This window comes from Pseudacidovorax sp. 1753, assembly GCF_040544975.1.
GTDB lineage: Bacteria > Pseudomonadota > Gammaproteobacteria > Burkholderiales > Burkholderiaceae_C > Xenophilus.
In genome coordinates, this window is sequence record NZ_JBEPKY010000001.1 from 392999 (window position 1) to 409887 (window position 16889).

Consider the following 16889-nt stretch of genomic DNA (forward strand, 5'->3'; position numbering starts at 1 on the left):
CCCTCAGCGAGAGTCTTCATGAACAAGCGACAAGTCCTGCAGTCCTTCCTGGCCGCCTCGGCCTTCGCCTTCGGCCTGGGCGCGGCCCATGCCCAGGCCACCACGCCGATCAAGTTCCAGCTGGACTGGCGCTTCGAGGGGCCCGCCGCCCTGTTCCTGCATCCGGCCGCCAAGGGCTATTTCAAGCAGGCCGGCATCGACGTGACCATCGACGCCGGCAACGGCTCGGGCGGCACCGTCACCCGTGTGGCGTCCGGCGCCTACGACATGGGCTTCGCCGACCTGGCGGCGCTGATGGAATTCCACGCCAACAACCCCGACAGCCCGAACAAGCCGGTGGCCGTCATGATGGTCTACAACAACACGCCGGCCTCGGCCATGGCGCTCAAGAAGAGCGGCATCACCAAGCCGGCCGACCTGTCGGGCAAGAAGCTGGGCGCCCCGGTGTTCGATGCCGGCCGCCGCGCCTTCCCCATCTTCGCCAAGGCCAACAACATCACCAACGTCACCTGGACGGCCATGGACCCGACGCTGCGCGAGACCATGCTGATGCGCGGCGACATCGACGCCATCACCGGCTTCACCTTCACCTCGCTGCTCAACCTGGAAGCCCGCGGCGCCAAGGCCAGCGACGTGGTGGTGCTGCCCTATCCCGACTACGGCGTGAAGCTCTACGGCAACGCCATCATCGTCTCGCCCAAGCTGCTGGCCGAGAAGCCGCAGGTGGTCAAGGCCTTCCTGTCGGCCTTCACCAAGGGCGCCAAGGAAGTCATCGCCAACCCGGCCGTGGCCATCGAATCGGTCAAGGCCCGCGACGGCATCATCGATACCAAGCTGGAGACGCGCCGCCTGCAGTTGGCCATCGACACCGTCATCAACAGCCCCGACGCCCGCGCCGAAGGCTTCGGCAACGTGGTGCCGGCGCGCCTGGCGCTGATGGCCTCGCAGGTGTCCGACGCCTACGGCACCAAGACCCGCGTCAAGCCCGAGGCCATCTGGAACGGCAGCGTGCTGCCGCCGGCCGCCGAGCTGGCCATCCTCAAGAAGTAAGCGGCGCCCGCGCCTTCTTTTCCTCGGCCTGCGGCCGGCCCCCGGCGGCCGGCCGCAGGCCGGTTTCTTGTGCACCGCCCATGGACACGCAAAACACCACGCCCTTCGTCGACTTCCAGGACGTCTGGCTCGCCTACAACGAGCAGTTGCTGCGCGAGAACCACTTCGCCGTCGAGGCCATCGACCTCAAGGTGAAGAAGGGCGAGTTCATCGCCATCGTCGGGCCCTCGGGTTGCGGCAAGTCCACCTTCATGAAGCTCACCACCGGCCTGAAGATGCCGTCGATGGGCAGGATCCGCATCGACGGCCAGCCGGTGACCGGCCCGCTCAAGATCTCGGGCATGGCCTTCCAGGCGCCCTCGCTGCTGCCCTGGCGCACCACGGTCGACAACGTGCTGCTGCCGCTGGAGATCGTCGAGCCCTACCGCTCCACCTTCAAGTCGAAGAAGAAAGAGTACGAAGAGCGCGCCCGCCGCCTGCTGCAGAAGGTGGGCCTGGCCGGCTACGAGGACAAGTTCCCCTGGCAGCTGTCGGGCGGCATGCAGCAGCGCGCCAGCATCTGCCGCGCACTGATCCACGAGCCCAAGATGCTGCTGCTGGACGAGCCCTTCGGCGCACTCGATGCCTTCACCCGCGAGGAGCTGTGGTGCATCCTGCGCGACCTGTGGACCGAGCAGCGCTTCAACGTGATCCTGGTGACGCACGACCTGCGCGAGTCGGTCTTCCTGGCCGACACGGTGTACGTGATGAGCAAGTCGCCCGGCCGCTTCGTGGTCAAGCGCGAGATCGAGCTGCCGCGTCCGCGCGAACTCGAAGTCACCTACACCAAGGAATTCAGCGACATCGTGCACGAGCTGCGCGGCCACATCGGGGCCATCCGCCAGGGCAACGCAGGCGCACCCGCCGCGCCGCTGCCGCAGTAAGAACGCTCAGGGAACCGTCTGCATATGAACAACAAGTTGCTCGAACGCTGGTCGCCGTGGCTGCTGCTGGTGGCCGTGATCCTGCTGTGGCAGATCATCTGCTCGGCCTTCTCCGTCTCGGAATTCATCTTCCCCAGCCCCTGGCGCATCTGGACGCAATTCTGGGAGTTCAAGACCATCATCGCCGGCCATGCCTGGCGCACCTTCTGGGTGACGATGGCCGGCTTCGGCCTGGCCATCGTGGTGGGCGTGCTGCTGGGCTTCGTCATCGGCAGCTCGCGCCTGGCCTATGCGGCCATGTACCCGCTGATGACGGCCTTCAACGCGCTGCCCAAGGCGGCCTTCGTGCCCATCCTGGTGGTGTGGTTCGGCATCGGCGTGGGGCCGGCCATCCTCACGGCCTTCCTCATCAGCTTCTTCCCGATCATGGTCAACATCGCCACCGGGCTGGCCACGCTGGAGCCGGAGCTGGAGGATGTGCTGCGGGTGCTGGGCGCCAAGCGCTGGGACGTGCTGATGAAGATCGGCCTGCCGCGCTCCATGCCCTACTTCTACGCCTCGCTCAAGGTGGCGATCACGCTGGCCTTCGTGGGCACGACGGTGTCGGAGATGACCGCCGCCAACGAGGGCATCGGCTACCTGCTCATCAGTGCCGGCTCGGCCATGCAGATGGGCCTGGCCTTCGCCGGCCTGATGGTCGTGGGCGCCATGGCCATGGTGATGTACGAGCTCTTCAGCGCGCTGGAGAAGCACACCACCGCCTGGGCGCATCGGGGCACGCAGGGCGGCTGAGCGCTGCGCACCCCGTTCGCGCGGATCACCGTGCCCTGCCAAGCCTTGCGCATTAAGCGCGCGAGCGCGGGCGCATCGCGGTGGGGACGGCAACTGGCCACTTCGCGAAAGGGCTTGCGCAAGTCGCGGGGCCACCCAAAGGAAGCGGCCCTTCGCGCAGCGTGAGCCGGCCCCAGGGGTGCTCTTCACGAATCGAGCGGCAAGTGGGCGCTGCGGATCGGGATGAGCTGCGAGGCGCAAAGCGCAGCAATAGCAATAGCCCGGCTATTGCGAGCATTTGCAACGACGCAGATCGCCCGAGTCCGCAGATGCCCACGGCGCGCGCATTCGTGAAGAGCATCCCTAGGCAACCGTGCCGTCGGCCCAGTCTGTCTCGATCTCGGTCTTCACCTCCGTCATGAGCTTGTGCACCGGGCACTTGCCGGCCACGCGCAGCAGCTCGTCGCGCTGGGCATCGCTGAGCGCGCCGCCGACCTGCAGCCTGGCCGACAGCCGGTAGGTGCCCTGCCGCTCCTGGCTGGCGTCGCGGTCGACGTCGACCTGAATGTCCTCGACCGGGATGCCGCGCCGCTGTGCATACAGCAGCATCGTGAGCGCCTTGCAGGCGGCCAGCGCGGCGTCGTACAGGTCGTGCGGGTCGGGGCCGGCGTCGGTGCCGCCGCCTGCGATCGAAGCGTCGACGGTGATGGCATGGCCGCGGATGTGCAGCGTGTGGGCAGTGCCGCTGCTGCCGTTGCGGCGAACGGTGACGGTCATTCGGGGCTCCTGGATTTGAAGGAAGGAAAAAAGGAAGGACTCGGCCCAAGCGCCGTGGGTCGCCGCGGAATCCGCCCAACGACAACAGGGCCACGGTGTACACGGACAACGCGCCGTCAAGCGTCGGCTGACGTCTTGGACGAAAGATACAAGAGGACCACGCCCCTGTTCCGCCAGACGCCGATCCCCACATCGCCGGCAATCCGCGCAGCGTATGCTCGCTCGCCATGTTTCCATCGGCTCTCGCCACGCTGCGACCCCGTTTGCGCACCTGGCTGCGGCCCTGTCTCGCGGCGTGCCTTGCGCTGATCGCCAGCCTGCGCTGCGCTGCCGCCGACAACCCGGCGGCGGCACCTTCCTCGCCTGAACGCTGCGCGGCCACGAGCAACCAGCCTTCGCCGCCGCGCGCGCTCGCCATGGCCCGCATCGCGCAGGCCGAGCACGCCGCCTGGGGCGGCGCGCGGCTGGACGCCGAAGGTCGGCTGATCCGCAGCGGCGCCGCCGAGGCGGAAGAAAGCGGCGTCTTCGCCCGACCCGCACCCTGGCAGCGCGTGTTGCGCTACTGGTCCGCCGTCGACGACGCCGAGCAGGCCCGCTGGCCCTCGGCCGTGCGCTTCGGCGCCGCGCGTCCCGCGCAACGCGAACTGCTGGAACAAGCGCTTCAGATGGCATCCGCCGACCTGCTCCAGGGCCTGGGCGTCGGCCAGGGACTGGGCCTGCAAAGCGACGAGCGCCGCGCCATCGCCGTGGTGCTGGCGCGCGTCGCCGTCATCGACACGCCCTGGTCGGCCGCCTTCGTCAGCTGGGTCGGGCGCGAGGCCGGCCTGCGGCCTGGCGAGTTCATCTTCTCCGAGGCCCACGCCGACTATGCGGCCGATGCGTGGCATACCCGCATGCAGGAAAGCGCCGGCGCCCCTTCCACGGGCGCGATGCGGGCCTGCGACCTGCGCACCACCACGCCCCGCGTGGGCGACCTGGTGTGCCATGCCCGAGCCGGCAGCCGCGACCTCGTGACGCTGGACGAACTGGGCCAGGCGCTGGAGCTCCGCCGCACGGCCGGCAGCGGCCTACCCATGCATTGCGATGTGGTCGTGCAGATGGACGACGGTGGCTTCGACACCGTCGGCGGCAACGTGCTCGACAGCGTGACCGGGCGGCGCCTGGCCTTTGCGCCGGGCGCCCGTCTTCTGGACGCCAGCTACCAGCCCGGCTGCAGCGGCTGCACCGACCGGCACATGAGCACCGCACCCTGGGTGCTGCTGCTGCAATGGCGCTGATGGCAGCAGGGTCGGCGGTGCGTGCGCGGGCGGCGGCCTGCGCCAGAATCGCGCCCGTGACGCCCGGCAAGCGACTCTTCCTCTCGGCGATGCTGCTTCAGGGCCTGCTGCTGGCGGGCTGCGGCAGCGCACCGTCGCGGCCCGACCGCTACCGCTACCCGCCCCTCACGCCGGATCAGGCCAGCGACATCGCGATCCACGCCCTCGGCCTGGTGGGCACGCCCTACCGCTACGGCGGCAACACGCCCGACGGTGGCTTCGACTGCAGCGGACTCATCGGCTATGTCTATCGCACCCGCGCCGGCTTGGTGCCGCCCCGCACCGTGGCGCAGCTCGACGAGTTCGGTGAACCGGTGCGCGTGGACGCGCTGCGCACCGGCGACCTCGTGCTCTTCGGTGGTGGCCGGCCCAGCCATGCCGGCATCTACGTGGGCGACGGACGTTTCGTGCATGCTCCGTCGACCGGCGGCACCGTGCGGCTGGACCAGCTTGCCGGCGTGTACTGGTCGAAACAGCCCGTGAGTGCCCGGCGGCCCTGAGCGACTGCGCGGCATCCAGCGCAAGGACAGGCGCGGCGCCGGGCCAGGCAACTTCATCAGTCGATGCGCACGCCCCGCGTCTTGATCACCTGTCCATAGCGCACCTTGTCGGCATCGATCGCCTGCTGCAGCTCGGCCGCGGTGGTGCCCCGCGGTGTGGCACCCTGGGCCACCAGCGCCTCCTTGACCTCGGGCATGCGGGCCACCTCCTGCACCGCAGTCGACAGCCGCTCGACGATGGCGGGCGGCGTGCCGGCCGGCGCCATCACCGCCGTCCATGAGCCCGACTCCGCATTGGGCACACCCAACTCGGCCAGCGTGGGCACATCGGCCATGGCGGGAGAACGCTGCGCGCTGGTCACGGCGAGCGCGCGCAGCTTGCCGGCCTTGACGTAGCCCGAGGTCTCCAGCACCGAGGCGAAGAGCATGTCCACATGGCCGGCGATCAGGTCCGCCATGGCCGGCCCACCGCCCTTGTAGGGCACATGGCGCAGCTCGATGCCCGTCGCCTGCTGGAAGATCTCGCCGGTGAGGTGCGGCGATCCGCCGTTGCCTGAGCTGGCGAAGGTGTACTTGCCAGGCGAGGCCTTGGCCAGTGCGACCAGCTCCTTGGGCGTGCGCGCCGGCAGCGCGGTGTTGACCACAAACGCGAAGGGCAGCTCGGCGAACAGCGACACCGGCGCGAAGGCCTTGTCCGGGTCGTAGGGCATCTTGTAGAGCCAGGGATTGATGGACTGCGTGCCCACGTTGCCGAAGAAGAGCGTGTAACCGTCGGGCCTGGCCTTGGCGACGAGGTCGGCACCCACCAGGCCGCCAGCGCCGGCGCGGTTCTCCACCACCACCGACTGGCCCAGCTTGGCACTGAGGCGCGTGGCCAGCAGGCGCGCCGCGATGTCGGTGCCGCCGCCCGGCGAGAAGGGCACGATCAGCGTGATCGGCCGCACGGGATAGGCGGACTGCGCCAGCGTGCCCAGCGGTGCCAGGCCGGCCAGCGCGCTCAGTGCCAGAAGGGCACCGCGGCGCCGAAGGAAGGGTCTTGTCTCCATGGGATCTGCTCCTCGTTGGTCTGTGAAATCGTCGAAGGGCGCTCGCGCCTCAGGCCGAGCCCGGCACCGGCACGCGGACCCGGCCGGTCGCGAAATAGCTGGCCAGGTTGTCCATCACGAGGTCCGCCATGGCCTGCCGGGTCTCGTGCGTGTTGCTGGCCACATGGGGCAGCAGCACCACGTTGTCCATGGCGAACAGGGCCTCGGGCACCTGTGGCTCCTGCTCGAAGACGTCCAGCCCTGCGCCCGCGATGCGGCCCTGCTGCAGCGCCTGCACCAGCGCCGCCTGGTCGACCACCGTACCGCGCGACACATTGACCAGGAAGCCCTGCGGCCCCAGCGCGTCGAGCACCGCCGCCGAGATCAGCCCGCGCGTGGCCGGCCCACCGGCACTGGCCACCACCAGGAAGTCGGCCCAGCGCGCGAGGCCCTCGAGCGTGGGCTCGTAGCCGTAGGGCACGTCGTCCACCGGCCGACGGTTGTGGTAGCGCACCGCCATGTCGAATCCGCCGGCGCGCCGGGCGATGACGCGGCCGATGCGGCCCAGCCCGACGATGCCCAGTCGCTTGCCGCTCACGCGGCGGCTGAGCGGGAACTGCCCGCGCAGCCAGTCGCCACGACGGGTGAAGCGGTCGGCCGCGCTGAAGCGGCGCGCCACGTCCATCACCAGGCCGAAGGCGGTGTCGGCCACGCAGTCGTTGAGCACGTCGGGCGTGTAGCCCACGGCAATGCCACGCTCGCGGGCCCGCTCGACATCGATGGTCTCGAAGCCCACGCCGAAGTTGGAGATGACGCGCAGCGAGGGCAACGCATCGATCAGCGCGCGCGGTGCACCGATCCGCGCCGTGCAGGCGATGCCGTCGAACTGCGCGCCCTCTGCCGCCAGGAAGGCCGCGGGGTCCGGCTGCGCCTGCAGAAGGGTGAGGCGATAGGTGGCGGCCAGCGCCTGTTCGAGTTGCGGCAGCAGCGGGCCGTTCTGGAGGATGCGGGGTCGGGTGTCGAGGGTCATGGTTCTGTCGGGCATTGCACGGACGGTCGCACGTGGGCGATGTTCGGAAAGGGCCGTGCCGGTGCTCACTCGGGCTGGATGCCGGCCTGACGGGCCACCTGCGCCCACTTGGCCATCTCGCTGGCGATGAAGGCGCCGAACTGCTGCGGCGTTCCGCCGCCCGGCTCCATGCCAGCGTTCTGGAAATGCTGGCGCACCTCGGGCAGCGTCAGGATGCGGTTGACTTCGGTATTGAGGCGGCCAATCGCCGCCGCCGGCGTGCCGGCCGGCGCCAGCAGCCCGCCCCAGGTGCTGGTCTCGTAGCCGGGCAGGCCCGCCTCGGCCATGGTGGGCACGTCGGGCAGCATGGCCACACGCCGCGGCGTGGTCACGGCCAGGGCGCGCAGCTTGCCGGCCTTCACCTGCGCGTTGACCGCCGCCAGCGTGTCGAACATCAATGCCACACGGCCACTCATCAGGTCCGGATGCGCCAGCGTGCTGCCCTTGTAGGGAATGTGCGTGAGGTCCAGCCCCGCCATGCTCTTGAACAGCTCGCCCGAGAAATGCGGCGCACCGCCCGAGCCGCTGGAGGCGAAGGCCAGCTGGCCCGGCCGCGCCCTGGCATAGGCGATCAGCTCCTGCACGCTGCGCACCGGCAGGCTGGGCGCCACCACCAGCACCAGCGGCACCACATGGGTCAGCACCACCGGCTCGAAGCTGCGCAGCGTGTCGAAGGGCAGCTTGCGCACCATGCTCGGATTGATGGCATGGCTGCTGGCCACCAGCGCCAGCGTGTGGCCATCGGGCGGGCTCTTGGCCACGAAGTCCGTGCCGATGATGCCGGTGGCACCGGCACGGTTGTCGACCACCACCGGTTGATTCCAGGCCTCGCTGAGCTTCCGGCCGATCAGGCGAGCGGCGAGGTCGATGGCACCGCCCGGCGAGGCGGGCACCACGATGGTCAGCGAGCGGCTGGGAAAGGCGGTCTGCGCCGCGGCCGGCAGGGCCCAGGCGGCGGCGCTGGCGCCCAGGGCACCGAGCAGCTGTCTGCGTTGCATGGTGCGCGCTCCTCAGTCGGCCGTGGCGCCGGATTTCTTTACCAGCTCGGCCCAGCGCGGGATCTCCTGCGCCATGAAGTCGCGCAGCTCCTCCGGCGAGCCCGCGACGATCTCCATCGCGAGCTGGCCTTCGAGCTTGTCCTTGACGTCGGGCTGGCGCAGTGCCTTGACGATCTCGGCATTGAGGCGCTGCACGATGGGCTTCGGCGTGCCCTTGGGCGCATACACGGCCTGCCAGGACGACATCTCGAAGCCGGGCAGCCCGGCCTCGATCATGGTGGGCAGCTGCGGCTGCAGTGCGATGCGCTTGCCCGTGGTCACGGCCAGCAGCTTGAGCTTGCCGCTCTGCACCAGCGGCAGCGCCGCCGTCACCTGGTCGAACATGAAGGGCACGAGACCCGCCGCCACGTCGGTCATGGCCGGCGGTGTTCCCTTGTAGGGCACGTGGGTGAGCTTGACGCCGATGGCATCGGCAAACATCTCGCCGGCCAGGTGCGTCGACGTGCCCGCGCCCGAAGAGGCGAAGTTGCGCTTGGACGGGTCCTTCTTGAGCAGCGCCACCAGCTCCGCCACCGAGTTGACGCCTAGCTGCGTGTTGACGATCAGCACGTTGGGCAGCCGGGCCGTGAGGCAGACCGGCTCGAAGTCCTTCACCGGGTCGTAGGGCAGCTTGCGGTACAGGCTGGCGTTGATGGCATGCGTGCTGATCGTGCCGCCGAAAAGCGTGTAGCCGTCGGGCGCAGCCTTGGCCACATAGGCTGCGCCGATGCCGCCGGCCTGGCCGGGGCGGTTGTCCACCACCACCGACTGCTTGAGACTCTCGCCCAGCTTCTGGGCCAGGGTGCGGCCGACGATGTCGGTGGAGCCGCCCGGCGTGAAGGGCACCACGTAGGTGATGGGCCTGGCCGTGGGCCATTCGACCTGGGCCAGGGCCACACCGGGCAGGGTCAGGGCGATGCCGGCCTGCAGGGCCTGGCGGCGGTTGATGGTCATGCGTGTCGTCTCCGTTGTTGTTCGATGGGTCGGCCTGCAGCGGTCAGCGGCCGCGCTCGGCGCGCCAGGCGGCAAAGTCGCTGCGGCTTTGCTCTTCGGTCGGCGGATAGAGGCCGAGGATGGATCGGCCCTCTATCACCTTCTCCTGCACGAAGTCCTCGAAGGCCGTCATCTCCGTGGCCTCGATGGCGACCTCGTCGGCCAGGTGGGCGGGGATGACGATCACGCCTTCGGCATCGCCCACCACCACGTCGCCGGGAAACACCGGGGCATCGCCGCAGCCGATGGGGCCGTTGATCTCGATGGCCTCGTGCAGCGTCAGGTTGGTCGGGGCGCTGGGCCGGACGTGGTAGGCAGGCATGTCGTAACGCGCGATGTCGGGGCTGTCGCGAAAGCCGCCGTCCGTGACCACGCCGGCGACGCCCCGCTTCATCAGCCGCGCGACGAGGATGCCGCCGGCCGAGGCGGCGCGCGCGTCCTTGCGGCTGTCGATCACCAGCACGGCACCGGGCGGGCACTGCTCCACGGCCTGGCGCTGCGGATGGTTGCGGTCGAGGAAGACGTCGATGCGGTTGCGGTCCTCACGTGCCGGCATGTAGCGCAGCGTGAAGGCCTCGCCCACCATGGTGGGCAGACCGGGGTTGAGCGGACGGACGTCCTGGATCATCTGATGGCGCAGGCCGCGCTTGAACAGCGCGGTGCACAGCGTGGCGGTGCTGACCTTCATCAGCAGCGCGCGGGTCTGGTCTTTCACGAAGGGCTCCTGTCGGAAGAAGAGAAAGTCGGTGCGGGAGGCACGGGCGCGCTGCAATCCGCGCCCGGCCAACGTCAGAAGATGTCCGGCTCCGGCACCGGCCGGCCGAAGGTGGTCTCGAGGAAGTCGAAGTCGCAGCCCTCGTGGGCCTGCTTGATGTGGCGGCCGAACATCCAGCCGTATCCGCGCTCGTAGCGCGCCGGCGGGGGGTTCCAGGCGGCGCGACGGCGCGCGAGTTCCTCGTCGTCCACATGCAGGTGGATACGGCGTGCGGGCACGTCCACGCTGATGCGGTCGCCGCTCTGCACCAGCGCCAGCGGGCCGCCGACCGCCGCCTCGGGCGAGCAGTGCAGCAGGCAGCCGCCGTAGCTGGTACCGCTCATGCGTGCATCCGACAGCCGCAACATGTCGCTCACGCCCTGGCGCAGCAGCTTGGTGGGGATGGGCAACATGCCCCACTCCGGCATGCCGGCGCCGCGCGGCCCGGCATTGCGCAGCACCAGGATGTCCTCGCCGGTGACGTCGAGCTCGGGGTCGTCCACGGCTTTCTTGAGCGAGGGATAGTCGTCGAACACCAGTGCGCGGCCTGTGTGCTGCAGCAGGTGCGGCGCGCAAGCGCTGGGCTTGATGACCACGCCGTCGGGCGCCAGGTTGCCGCGCAGCACGGCCAGCGCGCCTTCGGCATAGATGGGGTTGTCCAGCGGCCGGATCACGTCCGCGTGGTGCACCTCGGCACCGGCGATGTTCTCGCCCAGCGTGCGGCCGTTGACGGTGAGCGCCTCGGTCCGCAGGTGGCCGCGGATCGCCTCCAGCATGGCGCGCAGGCCGCCGGCGTAATAGAAGTCCTCCATCAGGTAGGCGTCGCCGCTGGGCCGGATGTTGGCGATCACGGGCACGCGGCGGCTGGCGGCGTCGAAGTCCTCCAGGCTGACCGGATGGCCGGCGCGGCGCGACATGGCGATGAGGTGAATGATGGCGTTGGTCGAGCAGCCCATCGCCATGGCGCAGGCGATGCCGTTCTCGAAGCTGGCGCGGCTGAGCAGCCGCGCGGGCGTGAGGTCTTCCCACACCATCTCGACGATGCGGCGGCCGCAGTCGGCACTCATGCGGATGTGGTTGGCATCGGCGGCAGGAATGCTGCTGGCGCCCGGCAGCGTCAGGCCCACGGCCTCGGCGATGCCCATCATGGTGGCGGCCGTGCCCATGGTCATGCAGGTACCGTGGCTGCGGGCGATGCCGGCCTCCATCTCGCGCCAGGCGGTCTCGTCCAGTCGGCCGGCGCGCCGCTCGTCCCAGTACTTGAAGGCGTCGGAGCCCGACCCCAGCACGCGGCCCTTCCAGTTGCCGCGCAGCATGGGGCCGGCGGGCAGGTAGATGAAGGGCAGGCCCATGCTGGTGGCGCCCATCACCAGGCCGGGCGTGGTCTTGTCGCAGCCGCCCATGAGCACGGCACCGTCCACCGGATGGCTGCGCAGCAGCTCCTCCGTCTCCATCGCCAGGAAGTTGCGGTAGAGCATGGAGGTGGGCTTGACCATGCTCTCCGACAGCGAGATGGCCGGCAGCTCCAGCGGCCAGCCGCCGGCCTGCAGGATGCCGCGCTTGACGTCCTCCACCCGCTGCTTGAAGTGGCTGTGGCACTGGTTGGCATCGCTCCAGGTGTTGACGATGGCGATGACGGGCTTGCCCATCCAGTCCTCGTAGCCGTAACCCATCTGCAGCACGCGCGAGCGGTGGCCGAAGGATCGGAAGTCGTCGGGGGCGAACCAGCGCGCGCTGCGCAGGCTCTCGGGGGTGCGTCGGGTCATGAAAGCGTGTCTCCGGCGCCGCCGGTGGTCGTCTGTCCGGCGGTCGAGGCGCATTGAAACACTAATATATTAGTGCGTCAAATGCCAGAATCGGGGCGCTGATGGCCCCCCTGTCCAAGACCCGACTCGACCGCACGCGCCTTGCCGCGCCGCAGGTGCTCGAAACGCTGCGCAGCGCGATCCTTGCGCTCGACCTCCCCCCCGGCTCAGTGCTCGCGCGCCAGGAGCTGGCTGATCATTTCGGCGTCAGCCAGACGCCCGTGCGCGAGGCCCTGCTGCGCCTGGCCGAGGAAGGGCTGGTGGATGTGTTTCCGCAGCACGCCACGCTGGTCAGCCGCATCGACATCGCGGCGGCACGACAGTCCCACTTTCTGCGCCGCTCGCTGGAGCTGGAGCTGGTCCACCAGCTGGCGACGAGCGCGCCGCCCGAGCTGCTGGCGCGGCTGAAGGCCACGGTGACCCAGCAGTCGGCGCTGGCCAAGGCCCAGCGTTATGGCGACTTCGTGGAGGCCGACCGCGACTTCCACCGCCTGATGTACGAGGCCGCCGAAGTGCCCGGCCTGTGGGCACTCGTCAACAAGGCCTCGGGCCATGTGGACCGGCTGCGGCGGCTGCACCTGCCGACGGCCGGCAAGACCGAGTCGATCCTGCGCGACCACCGCGCCATCGTGCGCGCCATCGAGGCCGGCGATCCGGCCGCCGCGCAGCAGGCGCTGCGCACCCACCTGTCGGGCACGCTCAGCGCGGTGGACGAGATCTGCCGGCAGTATCCGGACTACGTGCTCGTCTGAGCAGGGTCGGGCCCGCCTCCTGCGTGGCGAGGCTCAGTACTTCCTGCCGAAATTCGCCGCGATACGCTGCTTGAGGTAGTCGCCCGCGGTGATGGGCGGGTACTTGCCCGAGGGCGACTCGATCAACGCGTCGCGGTTGGCCTGGCAGAAGAAGGCGATGCTGTAGCGCGGGCCCATGTACTCGCCCGGCAGCGGGTTGCGCACGCGGTGGAAGTTGCTGGGCAGCTGGTCGTCGCTCCAGCGCATGAGCATGTCGCCGATGTTGCAGGTGATGACGTCCTCGTCGGGCGGGATGGACGTCCACTCCTGCTTCTCGAACTCCTTGCCCGGGCACACCTGCAGGCCCCCCTGGCCCTGGCGCTGGTAGAGGATGGTCAGGCAGTCGAAGTCGGTGTGCGCACCGGCGCGCCACAGGTCGAGATGCGCCTGCGCCTCGGGCGGGATGGCGTAGTAATGCAGCAGACGCAGCGTGCTCTGGTACTCGGCGCTGGACTTGTCGTGCGCACGGGTGAAGAACTCGGTGTCGAAGCCCAGCTTGAGCGCGAAGCAGGACAGCACCTTCATGCCGATCTCCCAGCTCTTCTGCTCGAAGGCCAGCATGGCGGCCTTGAAGCCGGGCAGTTCCGCCTCGGTGGGAAAGAGCGGGCCCATCAGCGGCAGCGTGATCTGGTAGCTCTCCTTCTGGTCGGCGGTGCCGGTGGAGGGCCGCACCTGTGCCTTGCTCTCCCAGCCGGCGTTGTTGGCCAGCGGGTACTGGGCCTTCACCGCATCGGGCAGCGCGAAGAAGCGCTCGGCCTCTGCGAAGGCGGCGCGGATGTCGGCCAGGTCGATGCCGTGGTCCACCAGCTGGAAGAAGCCGACGTCGACCGCGGCATCCCACAGTTGGTCGGCGATCTCGGCGCGGCGGGTGTCGAAGTCGGCCAGGCTGATGCGGCGCACCTCGCGGGTGGTGGTCTCCGAACCCATCGCGCCCATGCGCGATTCCTTTTCAAGCTCGGCAAGGGCGAAGTCGGGGGCGGTGGTGGCGATGGCGGTCATGGTGGGGCTCTCCGGTGAGTGGGGTGGAAGGAAGTTGTCCGTCCGTCGGAGACCATGGAGGGCGGGCTTCGGGGCTGCTGCTGCATCCTGATCGCGCCGCGCCACGGTGCACGTGGGCAGGACGTCAAGAGCAATTCCCGGGCCGCTGACACCTGCCGGGGCGGCAGGCGGGCGTTGCTGAACGCTTCTACTCTCTGGGCCGCGATTATGGGCGGCGCACCCCGGGACGCAGCAAGCGTTTTGTGCGCTTTCCGAGATCGACCAAGGGTCTCTTGCGCCAAGCCGGGGCGTGACCAACCAGGGCGGTGCGCGCGCCGCCATGGCCGCACCACACGCGAGCGCTGGTGGTGCACGAGCCCAGGCCGCGCGGGCGCGCAGGCATTGCAACGCGCGCGGCATGGATCGTGCTGAAACCCTTGCAGGAGTAGAAGCGTTCAGCGGCCCCACCCGGAGCCGCCCGGAAATTGCTCTGGCATCCCCGCGCCCGGCCCACCGCCCGCGGGGCTTTCCAACGCATTTGTTCGAAGACCGCACCATGCTGCACCGCCGCTCCCTCCTGGCCGCCTCGGGCGCCGCCACCCTGCTCGCCGCCACGCCCTTCGTGCGTGCCCAGGGCTCCCTGCAGAAGTTCAAGTTCAACCTGGGCTGGAAGGTCGAGGCCACGGCCGCCGGCTTCCTGCTGGCGCAGCAGCGCGGCTACTACAAGGACGCCGGGCTCGACGTGGCCATCGACACCGGCAACGGCTCGGCCGCCGCCATCAGCCTGGTGGGCAGCGGCGCCTACGACTGCGCCTCGGCCGATCTGGCCACCATGGTCGAGTTCGACGTCAACAACCCCACGGCGGGCCTCAAGGCCGTGGCCATCCAGTACGACCTGAATCCCAACGCCATCCTGGTGCGCAAGGACGGCCCCATCAAGAAGCCCACCGACCTGGCGGGCAAGACGCTGCTGGGCCAGCCCTTCAATGCCTCGCGCAAGCTGTTTCCCGTCTTCGCCAAGGCCCAGGGCTTCGACCCGGCCAGCGTCAAGTGGGAGAACGTGGCGCCCGACATCGGCGACACCCGCTTCGTCAAGGGCGACTTCGACGGCGCGGGCTACTTTTACTTCACCGGTCTGCTCAACCTCAAGCTGCGCGGCATGGGCCCGGAACAGATCACGGCCTTCCGCTTCTCGGACTACGGCATGAAGTCGTACGGCAACGGTCTGGTCGCCAATGCGAAGAGCATGGAGAACGCCGAGGCCATGAAGGCCTTCGTCAAGGCCACCACACGCGGCTGGATCGAGGCCATGGCCGACACGAAGGCCGGCGCCGGCGCCATCAAGGCGCGCGAACCGCTGGCCAACGAGGCCATCGAGCACGAGCGCCTGCAGCTGATCGTCGACGGCAGCATGAAGACGCCGGGCACGATGGCCCTCGGCTGGGGCGCCGCCACGCCCGAGCGCCTGCAAGCCACCATCGACGAGACCGTCGCCGCCTTCGGCCTGAAGAGCTCGCCCACCGTGGGCGACATCTGGACCGACCGCTTCCTGCCCACGGCTGCCGAGCGCAAGCTCAAGGCCTGACAAGGTACGAGGCCGCCATGACCATCCCCGTCATCGACCTGGGCGGCGCGCTCGCCCTGGGCGGGCCGCGCAGCGCCGAGGTGGCCGCGCAGATGCGCGCCGCCGCCATGGCCTCGGGCTTCTTCTACGTGCGCCACCACGGCGTGCCGGCCGAACAGGTGCAGGCCCAGTTCGAGCTGGCCCGCCGGCTGCTCGACGTGCCGATGGCCACGCGCGAGGCGCTGGAGATGCACAAGTCGCCCGCGATGCGCGGCTACGAGCTGATGGGTGCACAGACCCTCGACGCCGCCGCCCGCCCCGACCTCAAGGAAAGCTTCTACTGCGGCATGGCCTACCCGGCCGACCATCCCTATGTGCTTGCCGGCTACCAGACCTACGGCCACAACCAGTGGCCCGCCGAGGTGCCCGACGCGCCCGCGCAATGCGAGGCCTACATCCAGGCCATGCTGGCCCTGTCGCGCCGGTTGATGCAGCTGATGGCGCTGTCGCTGCAGCTCCCCGAGACCTGGTTCGACGCCACCAGCGACAGCCCCATGGTCACGCTGCGCATGATCCGCTACCCCGCCCACCCCGAAGGCGCGGACGAGCGCACCTTCGGCGCCGGGGCGCACACCGACTGGGGCGCCATCACCATCCTGGCGCAGGACGGCCACGGCGGCCTGGAGGTGCAGATGCCCGGTGGCGACTGGCTGCCCGCCACGCCCATCGCAGGCTGCTTCGTGGTCAACCTGGGCGACATGATTCCGCGCTGGACCAACGGCCTGTACCACTCCAACCCGCACCGCGTGCGCAACGTGCATTCGGGCGGCGCGCCGCGCTATTCCATCCCCTTCTTCTACGAGCCGGACTACCTGGCCCGCATCGAGGCCGTGCCCGGCACCGTCGCAGCGGGCGAGACGCCCCGCTTCGCGCCGTGTACGGCCGGCCAACACTTGGTGGAGATGTACCGGCGCACCTACGGCATCGCCGCCGCGGCCTGATGCGGTGGCGCGCCGGGCTGCCCGCGCCGGCCCGTGCCGCTGTCGCAAACAAGTACTCACAGTCGACACAAGGCCTTGATCCAGCGTCACACTTGTTTGTGAATTAAGTCACAGAATGGCGGTTCGCACAGGAGGTGGCGATGTCCCTCGAATACCTGGCTCGCATCGAGAAGGAACGCTTTCCGCTGGCCGTCCGACAGACGGCCGAGGTGGACCACGTGCTGCTGCTGAAGGCGGCCCAACTGATCACCGCCAGCGTGCCGGCCGTGGGGCCTTTCGGGCCGGGCTCTGCCCGCGAGGCGGTCGTCTTCGGCATCACCGAGCTGGGCCTGCGCACCCTTCGCCAGTCGACGCTGCCGCCCGAGGCACCGCTGCACCGGCAGGAGCGTTCGCTGGACTTCGACGTCTGATCGCCCGAGCCCGCACCGATCCTCCTTTCCTTCCTGCCGGCTTCATCGCAGGCCGTCCACCTTCGCCAGGCTTGGCGCATTTCAATCCCTGTCCCGTGCCCACCGCGCCTTCCGGCGCGGCTGGC

The 16889-nt window shown here is 69.5% G+C and carries 17 protein-coding genes; 9 read left to right on the forward strand and 8 right to left on the reverse strand.

Going from position 1 to position 16889, the window contains the following annotated elements; genetic code table 11:
• The first annotated feature begins 18 nt into the window (after window positions 1–18).
• The 3 genes from ABIC63_RS01845 (at window position 19) to ABIC63_RS01855 (ending at window position 2765) form a co-directional block, all read left to right on the forward strand.
• Window positions 19–1050: an ABC transporter substrate-binding protein gene (locus ABIC63_RS01845; protein ID WP_294366831.1), complete on the forward strand. Its 1032-nt coding sequence runs from the start codon at window positions 19–21 to the stop codon at window positions 1048–1050.
• An 80-nt stretch (window positions 1051–1130) separates the two neighbouring features.
• Window positions 1131–1973, forward strand: a complete 843-nt coding sequence (locus ABIC63_RS01850; RefSeq protein WP_354318456.1) for an ABC transporter ATP-binding protein — start codon at window positions 1131–1133, stop codon at window positions 1971–1973.
• 24 nt (window positions 1974–1997) lie between these two features.
• Window positions 1998–2765: an ABC transporter permease gene (locus ABIC63_RS01855; RefSeq protein WP_294366827.1), complete on the forward strand. Its 768-nt coding sequence runs from the start codon at window positions 1998–2000 to the stop codon at window positions 2763–2765.
• A gap of 342 nt (window positions 2766–3107) precedes the next feature.
• On the opposite strand, the gene ABIC63_RS01860 is transcribed toward ABIC63_RS01855, so the two are convergent.
• On the reverse strand, window positions 3108–3521 hold the full coding sequence (locus ABIC63_RS01860; RefSeq protein WP_294366826.1) for an OsmC family protein: 414 nt from the start codon (window positions 3519–3521) through the stop codon (window positions 3108–3110).
• Window positions 3522–3748: 227 nt separating this feature from the next.
• Here ABIC63_RS01860 and ABIC63_RS01865 point away from each other — a divergent pair, with 227 nt between their 5' ends.
• The gene (locus ABIC63_RS01865) at window positions 3749–4798 is read left to right on the forward strand and encodes a DUF2272 domain-containing protein (protein WP_354318457.1); all 1050 of its coding nucleotides are present in this window, start codon (window positions 3749–3751) and stop codon (window positions 4796–4798) included.
• An 89-nt stretch (window positions 4799–4887) separates the two neighbouring features.
• Window positions 4888–5337: a C40 family peptidase gene (locus ABIC63_RS01870; RefSeq protein ID WP_294367611.1), complete on the forward strand. Its 450-nt coding sequence runs from the start codon at window positions 4888–4890 to the stop codon at window positions 5335–5337.
• A gap of 56 nt (window positions 5338–5393) precedes the next feature.
• On the opposite strand, the gene ABIC63_RS01875 is transcribed toward ABIC63_RS01870, so the two are convergent.
• The 6 genes from ABIC63_RS01875 to araD all read right to left on the reverse strand — a co-directional run bounded on the left by ABIC63_RS01875 (window position 5394) and on the right by araD (window position 11981).
• Window positions 5394–6383 carry a Bug family tripartite tricarboxylate transporter substrate binding protein gene (locus tag ABIC63_RS01875; RefSeq protein WP_354318458.1) on the reverse strand — a complete coding sequence of 330 codons (990 nt, stop codon included), beginning with the start codon at window positions 6381–6383 and terminating at the stop codon, window positions 5394–5396.
• Between the two features lie 49 nt (window positions 6384–6432).
• Window positions 6433–7392, reverse strand: coding sequence for a 2-hydroxyacid dehydrogenase (locus tag ABIC63_RS01880; RefSeq protein ID WP_354318459.1), 960 nt, complete (start codon window positions 7390–7392; stop codon window positions 6433–6435).
• Window positions 7393–7457: 65 nt separating this feature from the next.
• Window positions 7458–8429, reverse strand: coding sequence for a tripartite tricarboxylate transporter substrate binding protein (locus tag ABIC63_RS01885; protein WP_354318460.1), 972 nt, complete (start codon window positions 8427–8429; stop codon window positions 7458–7460).
• A 12-nt stretch (window positions 8430–8441) separates the two neighbouring features.
• Window positions 8442–9422 (reverse strand): Bug family tripartite tricarboxylate transporter substrate binding protein, encoded by a 981-nt coding sequence (locus tag ABIC63_RS01890; protein WP_354318461.1) that lies wholly within the window; start codon window positions 9420–9422, stop codon window positions 8442–8444.
• A gap of 43 nt (window positions 9423–9465) precedes the next feature.
• Window positions 9466–10176, reverse strand: coding sequence for a ribonuclease activity regulator RraA (locus tag ABIC63_RS01895; RefSeq protein ID WP_354318462.1), 711 nt, complete (start codon window positions 10174–10176; stop codon window positions 9466–9468).
• Between the two features lie 74 nt (window positions 10177–10250).
• Window positions 10251–11981, reverse strand: coding sequence for an L-arabinonate dehydratase (gene araD / locus ABIC63_RS01900; RefSeq protein ID WP_354318463.1), 1731 nt, complete (start codon window positions 11979–11981; stop codon window positions 10251–10253).
• A 101-nt stretch (window positions 11982–12082) separates the two neighbouring features.
• Here araD and ABIC63_RS01905 point away from each other — a divergent pair, with 101 nt between their 5' ends.
• Window positions 12083–12772, forward strand: coding sequence for a GntR family transcriptional regulator (locus ABIC63_RS01905; protein WP_354318464.1), 690 nt, complete (start codon window positions 12083–12085; stop codon window positions 12770–12772).
• Between the two features lie 33 nt (window positions 12773–12805).
• Here the strand turns inward: ABIC63_RS01905 and ABIC63_RS01910 are convergent, their stop codons facing one another.
• Window positions 12806–13810, reverse strand: coding sequence for an isopenicillin N synthase family dioxygenase (locus ABIC63_RS01910; RefSeq protein WP_354318465.1), 1005 nt, complete (start codon window positions 13808–13810; stop codon window positions 12806–12808).
• A 535-nt stretch (window positions 13811–14345) separates the two neighbouring features.
• On the opposite strand from ABIC63_RS01910, the gene ABIC63_RS01915 reads away from it, so the two are divergent.
• The 3 genes from ABIC63_RS01915 to ABIC63_RS01925 all read left to right on the forward strand — a co-directional run bounded on the left by ABIC63_RS01915 (window position 14346) and on the right by ABIC63_RS01925 (window position 16764).
• Window positions 14346–15374, forward strand: a complete 1029-nt coding sequence (locus tag ABIC63_RS01915; protein WP_354318466.1) for an ABC transporter substrate-binding protein — start codon at window positions 14346–14348, stop codon at window positions 15372–15374.
• Window positions 15375–15391: 17 nt separating this feature from the next.
• Window positions 15392–16354, forward strand: coding sequence for an isopenicillin N synthase family dioxygenase (locus tag ABIC63_RS01920; protein ID WP_354318467.1), 963 nt, complete (start codon window positions 15392–15394; stop codon window positions 16352–16354).
• A 140-nt stretch (window positions 16355–16494) separates the two neighbouring features.
• Window positions 16495–16764: a hypothetical protein gene (locus ABIC63_RS01925; protein ID WP_294366804.1), complete on the forward strand. Its 270-nt coding sequence runs from the start codon at window positions 16495–16497 to the stop codon at window positions 16762–16764.
• Window positions 16765–16889 lie beyond the last annotated feature (125 nt).

What these genes read in the sequence shown, in the direction of transcription:
- ABIC63_RS01870 (WP_294367611.1), top strand. Translation starts at nt 4,888, where the DNA reads ATGCTGCTTCAGGGCCTGCTGCTGGCGGGCTGCGGCAGCGCACCGTCG.
- ABIC63_RS01855 (WP_294366827.1), top strand. Translation starts at nt 1,998, where the DNA reads ATGAACAACAAGTTGCTCGAACGCTGGTCGCCGTGGCTGCTGCTGGTG.
- ABIC63_RS01885 (WP_354318460.1), bottom strand. Translation starts at nt 8,429, where the DNA reads ATGCAACGCAGACAGCTGCTCGGTGCCCTGGGCGCCAGCGCCGCCGCC.
- ABIC63_RS01890 (WP_354318461.1), bottom strand. Translation starts at nt 9,422, where the DNA reads ATGACCATCAACCGCCGCCAGGCCCTGCAGGCCGGCATCGCCCTGACC.
- araD (WP_354318463.1), bottom strand. Translation starts at nt 11,981, where the DNA reads ATGACCCGACGCACCCCCGAGAGCCTGCGCAGCGCGCGCTGGTTCGCC.
- ABIC63_RS01860 (WP_294366826.1), bottom strand. Translation starts at nt 3,521, where the DNA reads ATGACCGTCACCGTTCGCCGCAACGGCAGCAGCGGCACTGCCCACACG.
- ABIC63_RS01905 (WP_354318464.1), top strand. Translation starts at nt 12,083, where the DNA reads ATGGCCCCCCTGTCCAAGACCCGACTCGACCGCACGCGCCTTGCCGCG.
- ABIC63_RS01880 (WP_354318459.1), bottom strand. Translation starts at nt 7,392, where the DNA reads ATGACCCTCGACACCCGACCCCGCATCCTCCAGAACGGCCCGCTGCTG.
- ABIC63_RS01845 (WP_294366831.1), top strand. Translation starts at nt 19, where the DNA reads ATGAACAAGCGACAAGTCCTGCAGTCCTTCCTGGCCGCCTCGGCCTTC.
- ABIC63_RS01920 (WP_354318467.1), top strand. Translation starts at nt 15,392, where the DNA reads ATGACCATCCCCGTCATCGACCTGGGCGGCGCGCTCGCCCTGGGCGGG.
- ABIC63_RS01915 (WP_354318466.1), top strand. Translation starts at nt 14,346, where the DNA reads ATGCTGCACCGCCGCTCCCTCCTGGCCGCCTCGGGCGCCGCCACCCTG.
- ABIC63_RS01865 (WP_354318457.1), top strand. Translation starts at nt 3,749, where the DNA reads ATGTTTCCATCGGCTCTCGCCACGCTGCGACCCCGTTTGCGCACCTGG.
- ABIC63_RS01910 (WP_354318465.1), bottom strand. Translation starts at nt 13,810, where the DNA reads ATGACCGCCATCGCCACCACCGCCCCCGACTTCGCCCTTGCCGAGCTT.
- ABIC63_RS01850 (WP_354318456.1), top strand. Translation starts at nt 1,131, where the DNA reads ATGGACACGCAAAACACCACGCCCTTCGTCGACTTCCAGGACGTCTGG.
- ABIC63_RS01925 (WP_294366804.1), top strand. Translation starts at nt 16,495, where the DNA reads ATGTCCCTCGAATACCTGGCTCGCATCGAGAAGGAACGCTTTCCGCTG.
- ABIC63_RS01875 (WP_354318458.1), bottom strand. Translation starts at nt 6,383, where the DNA reads ATGGAGACAAGACCCTTCCTTCGGCGCCGCGGTGCCCTTCTGGCACTG.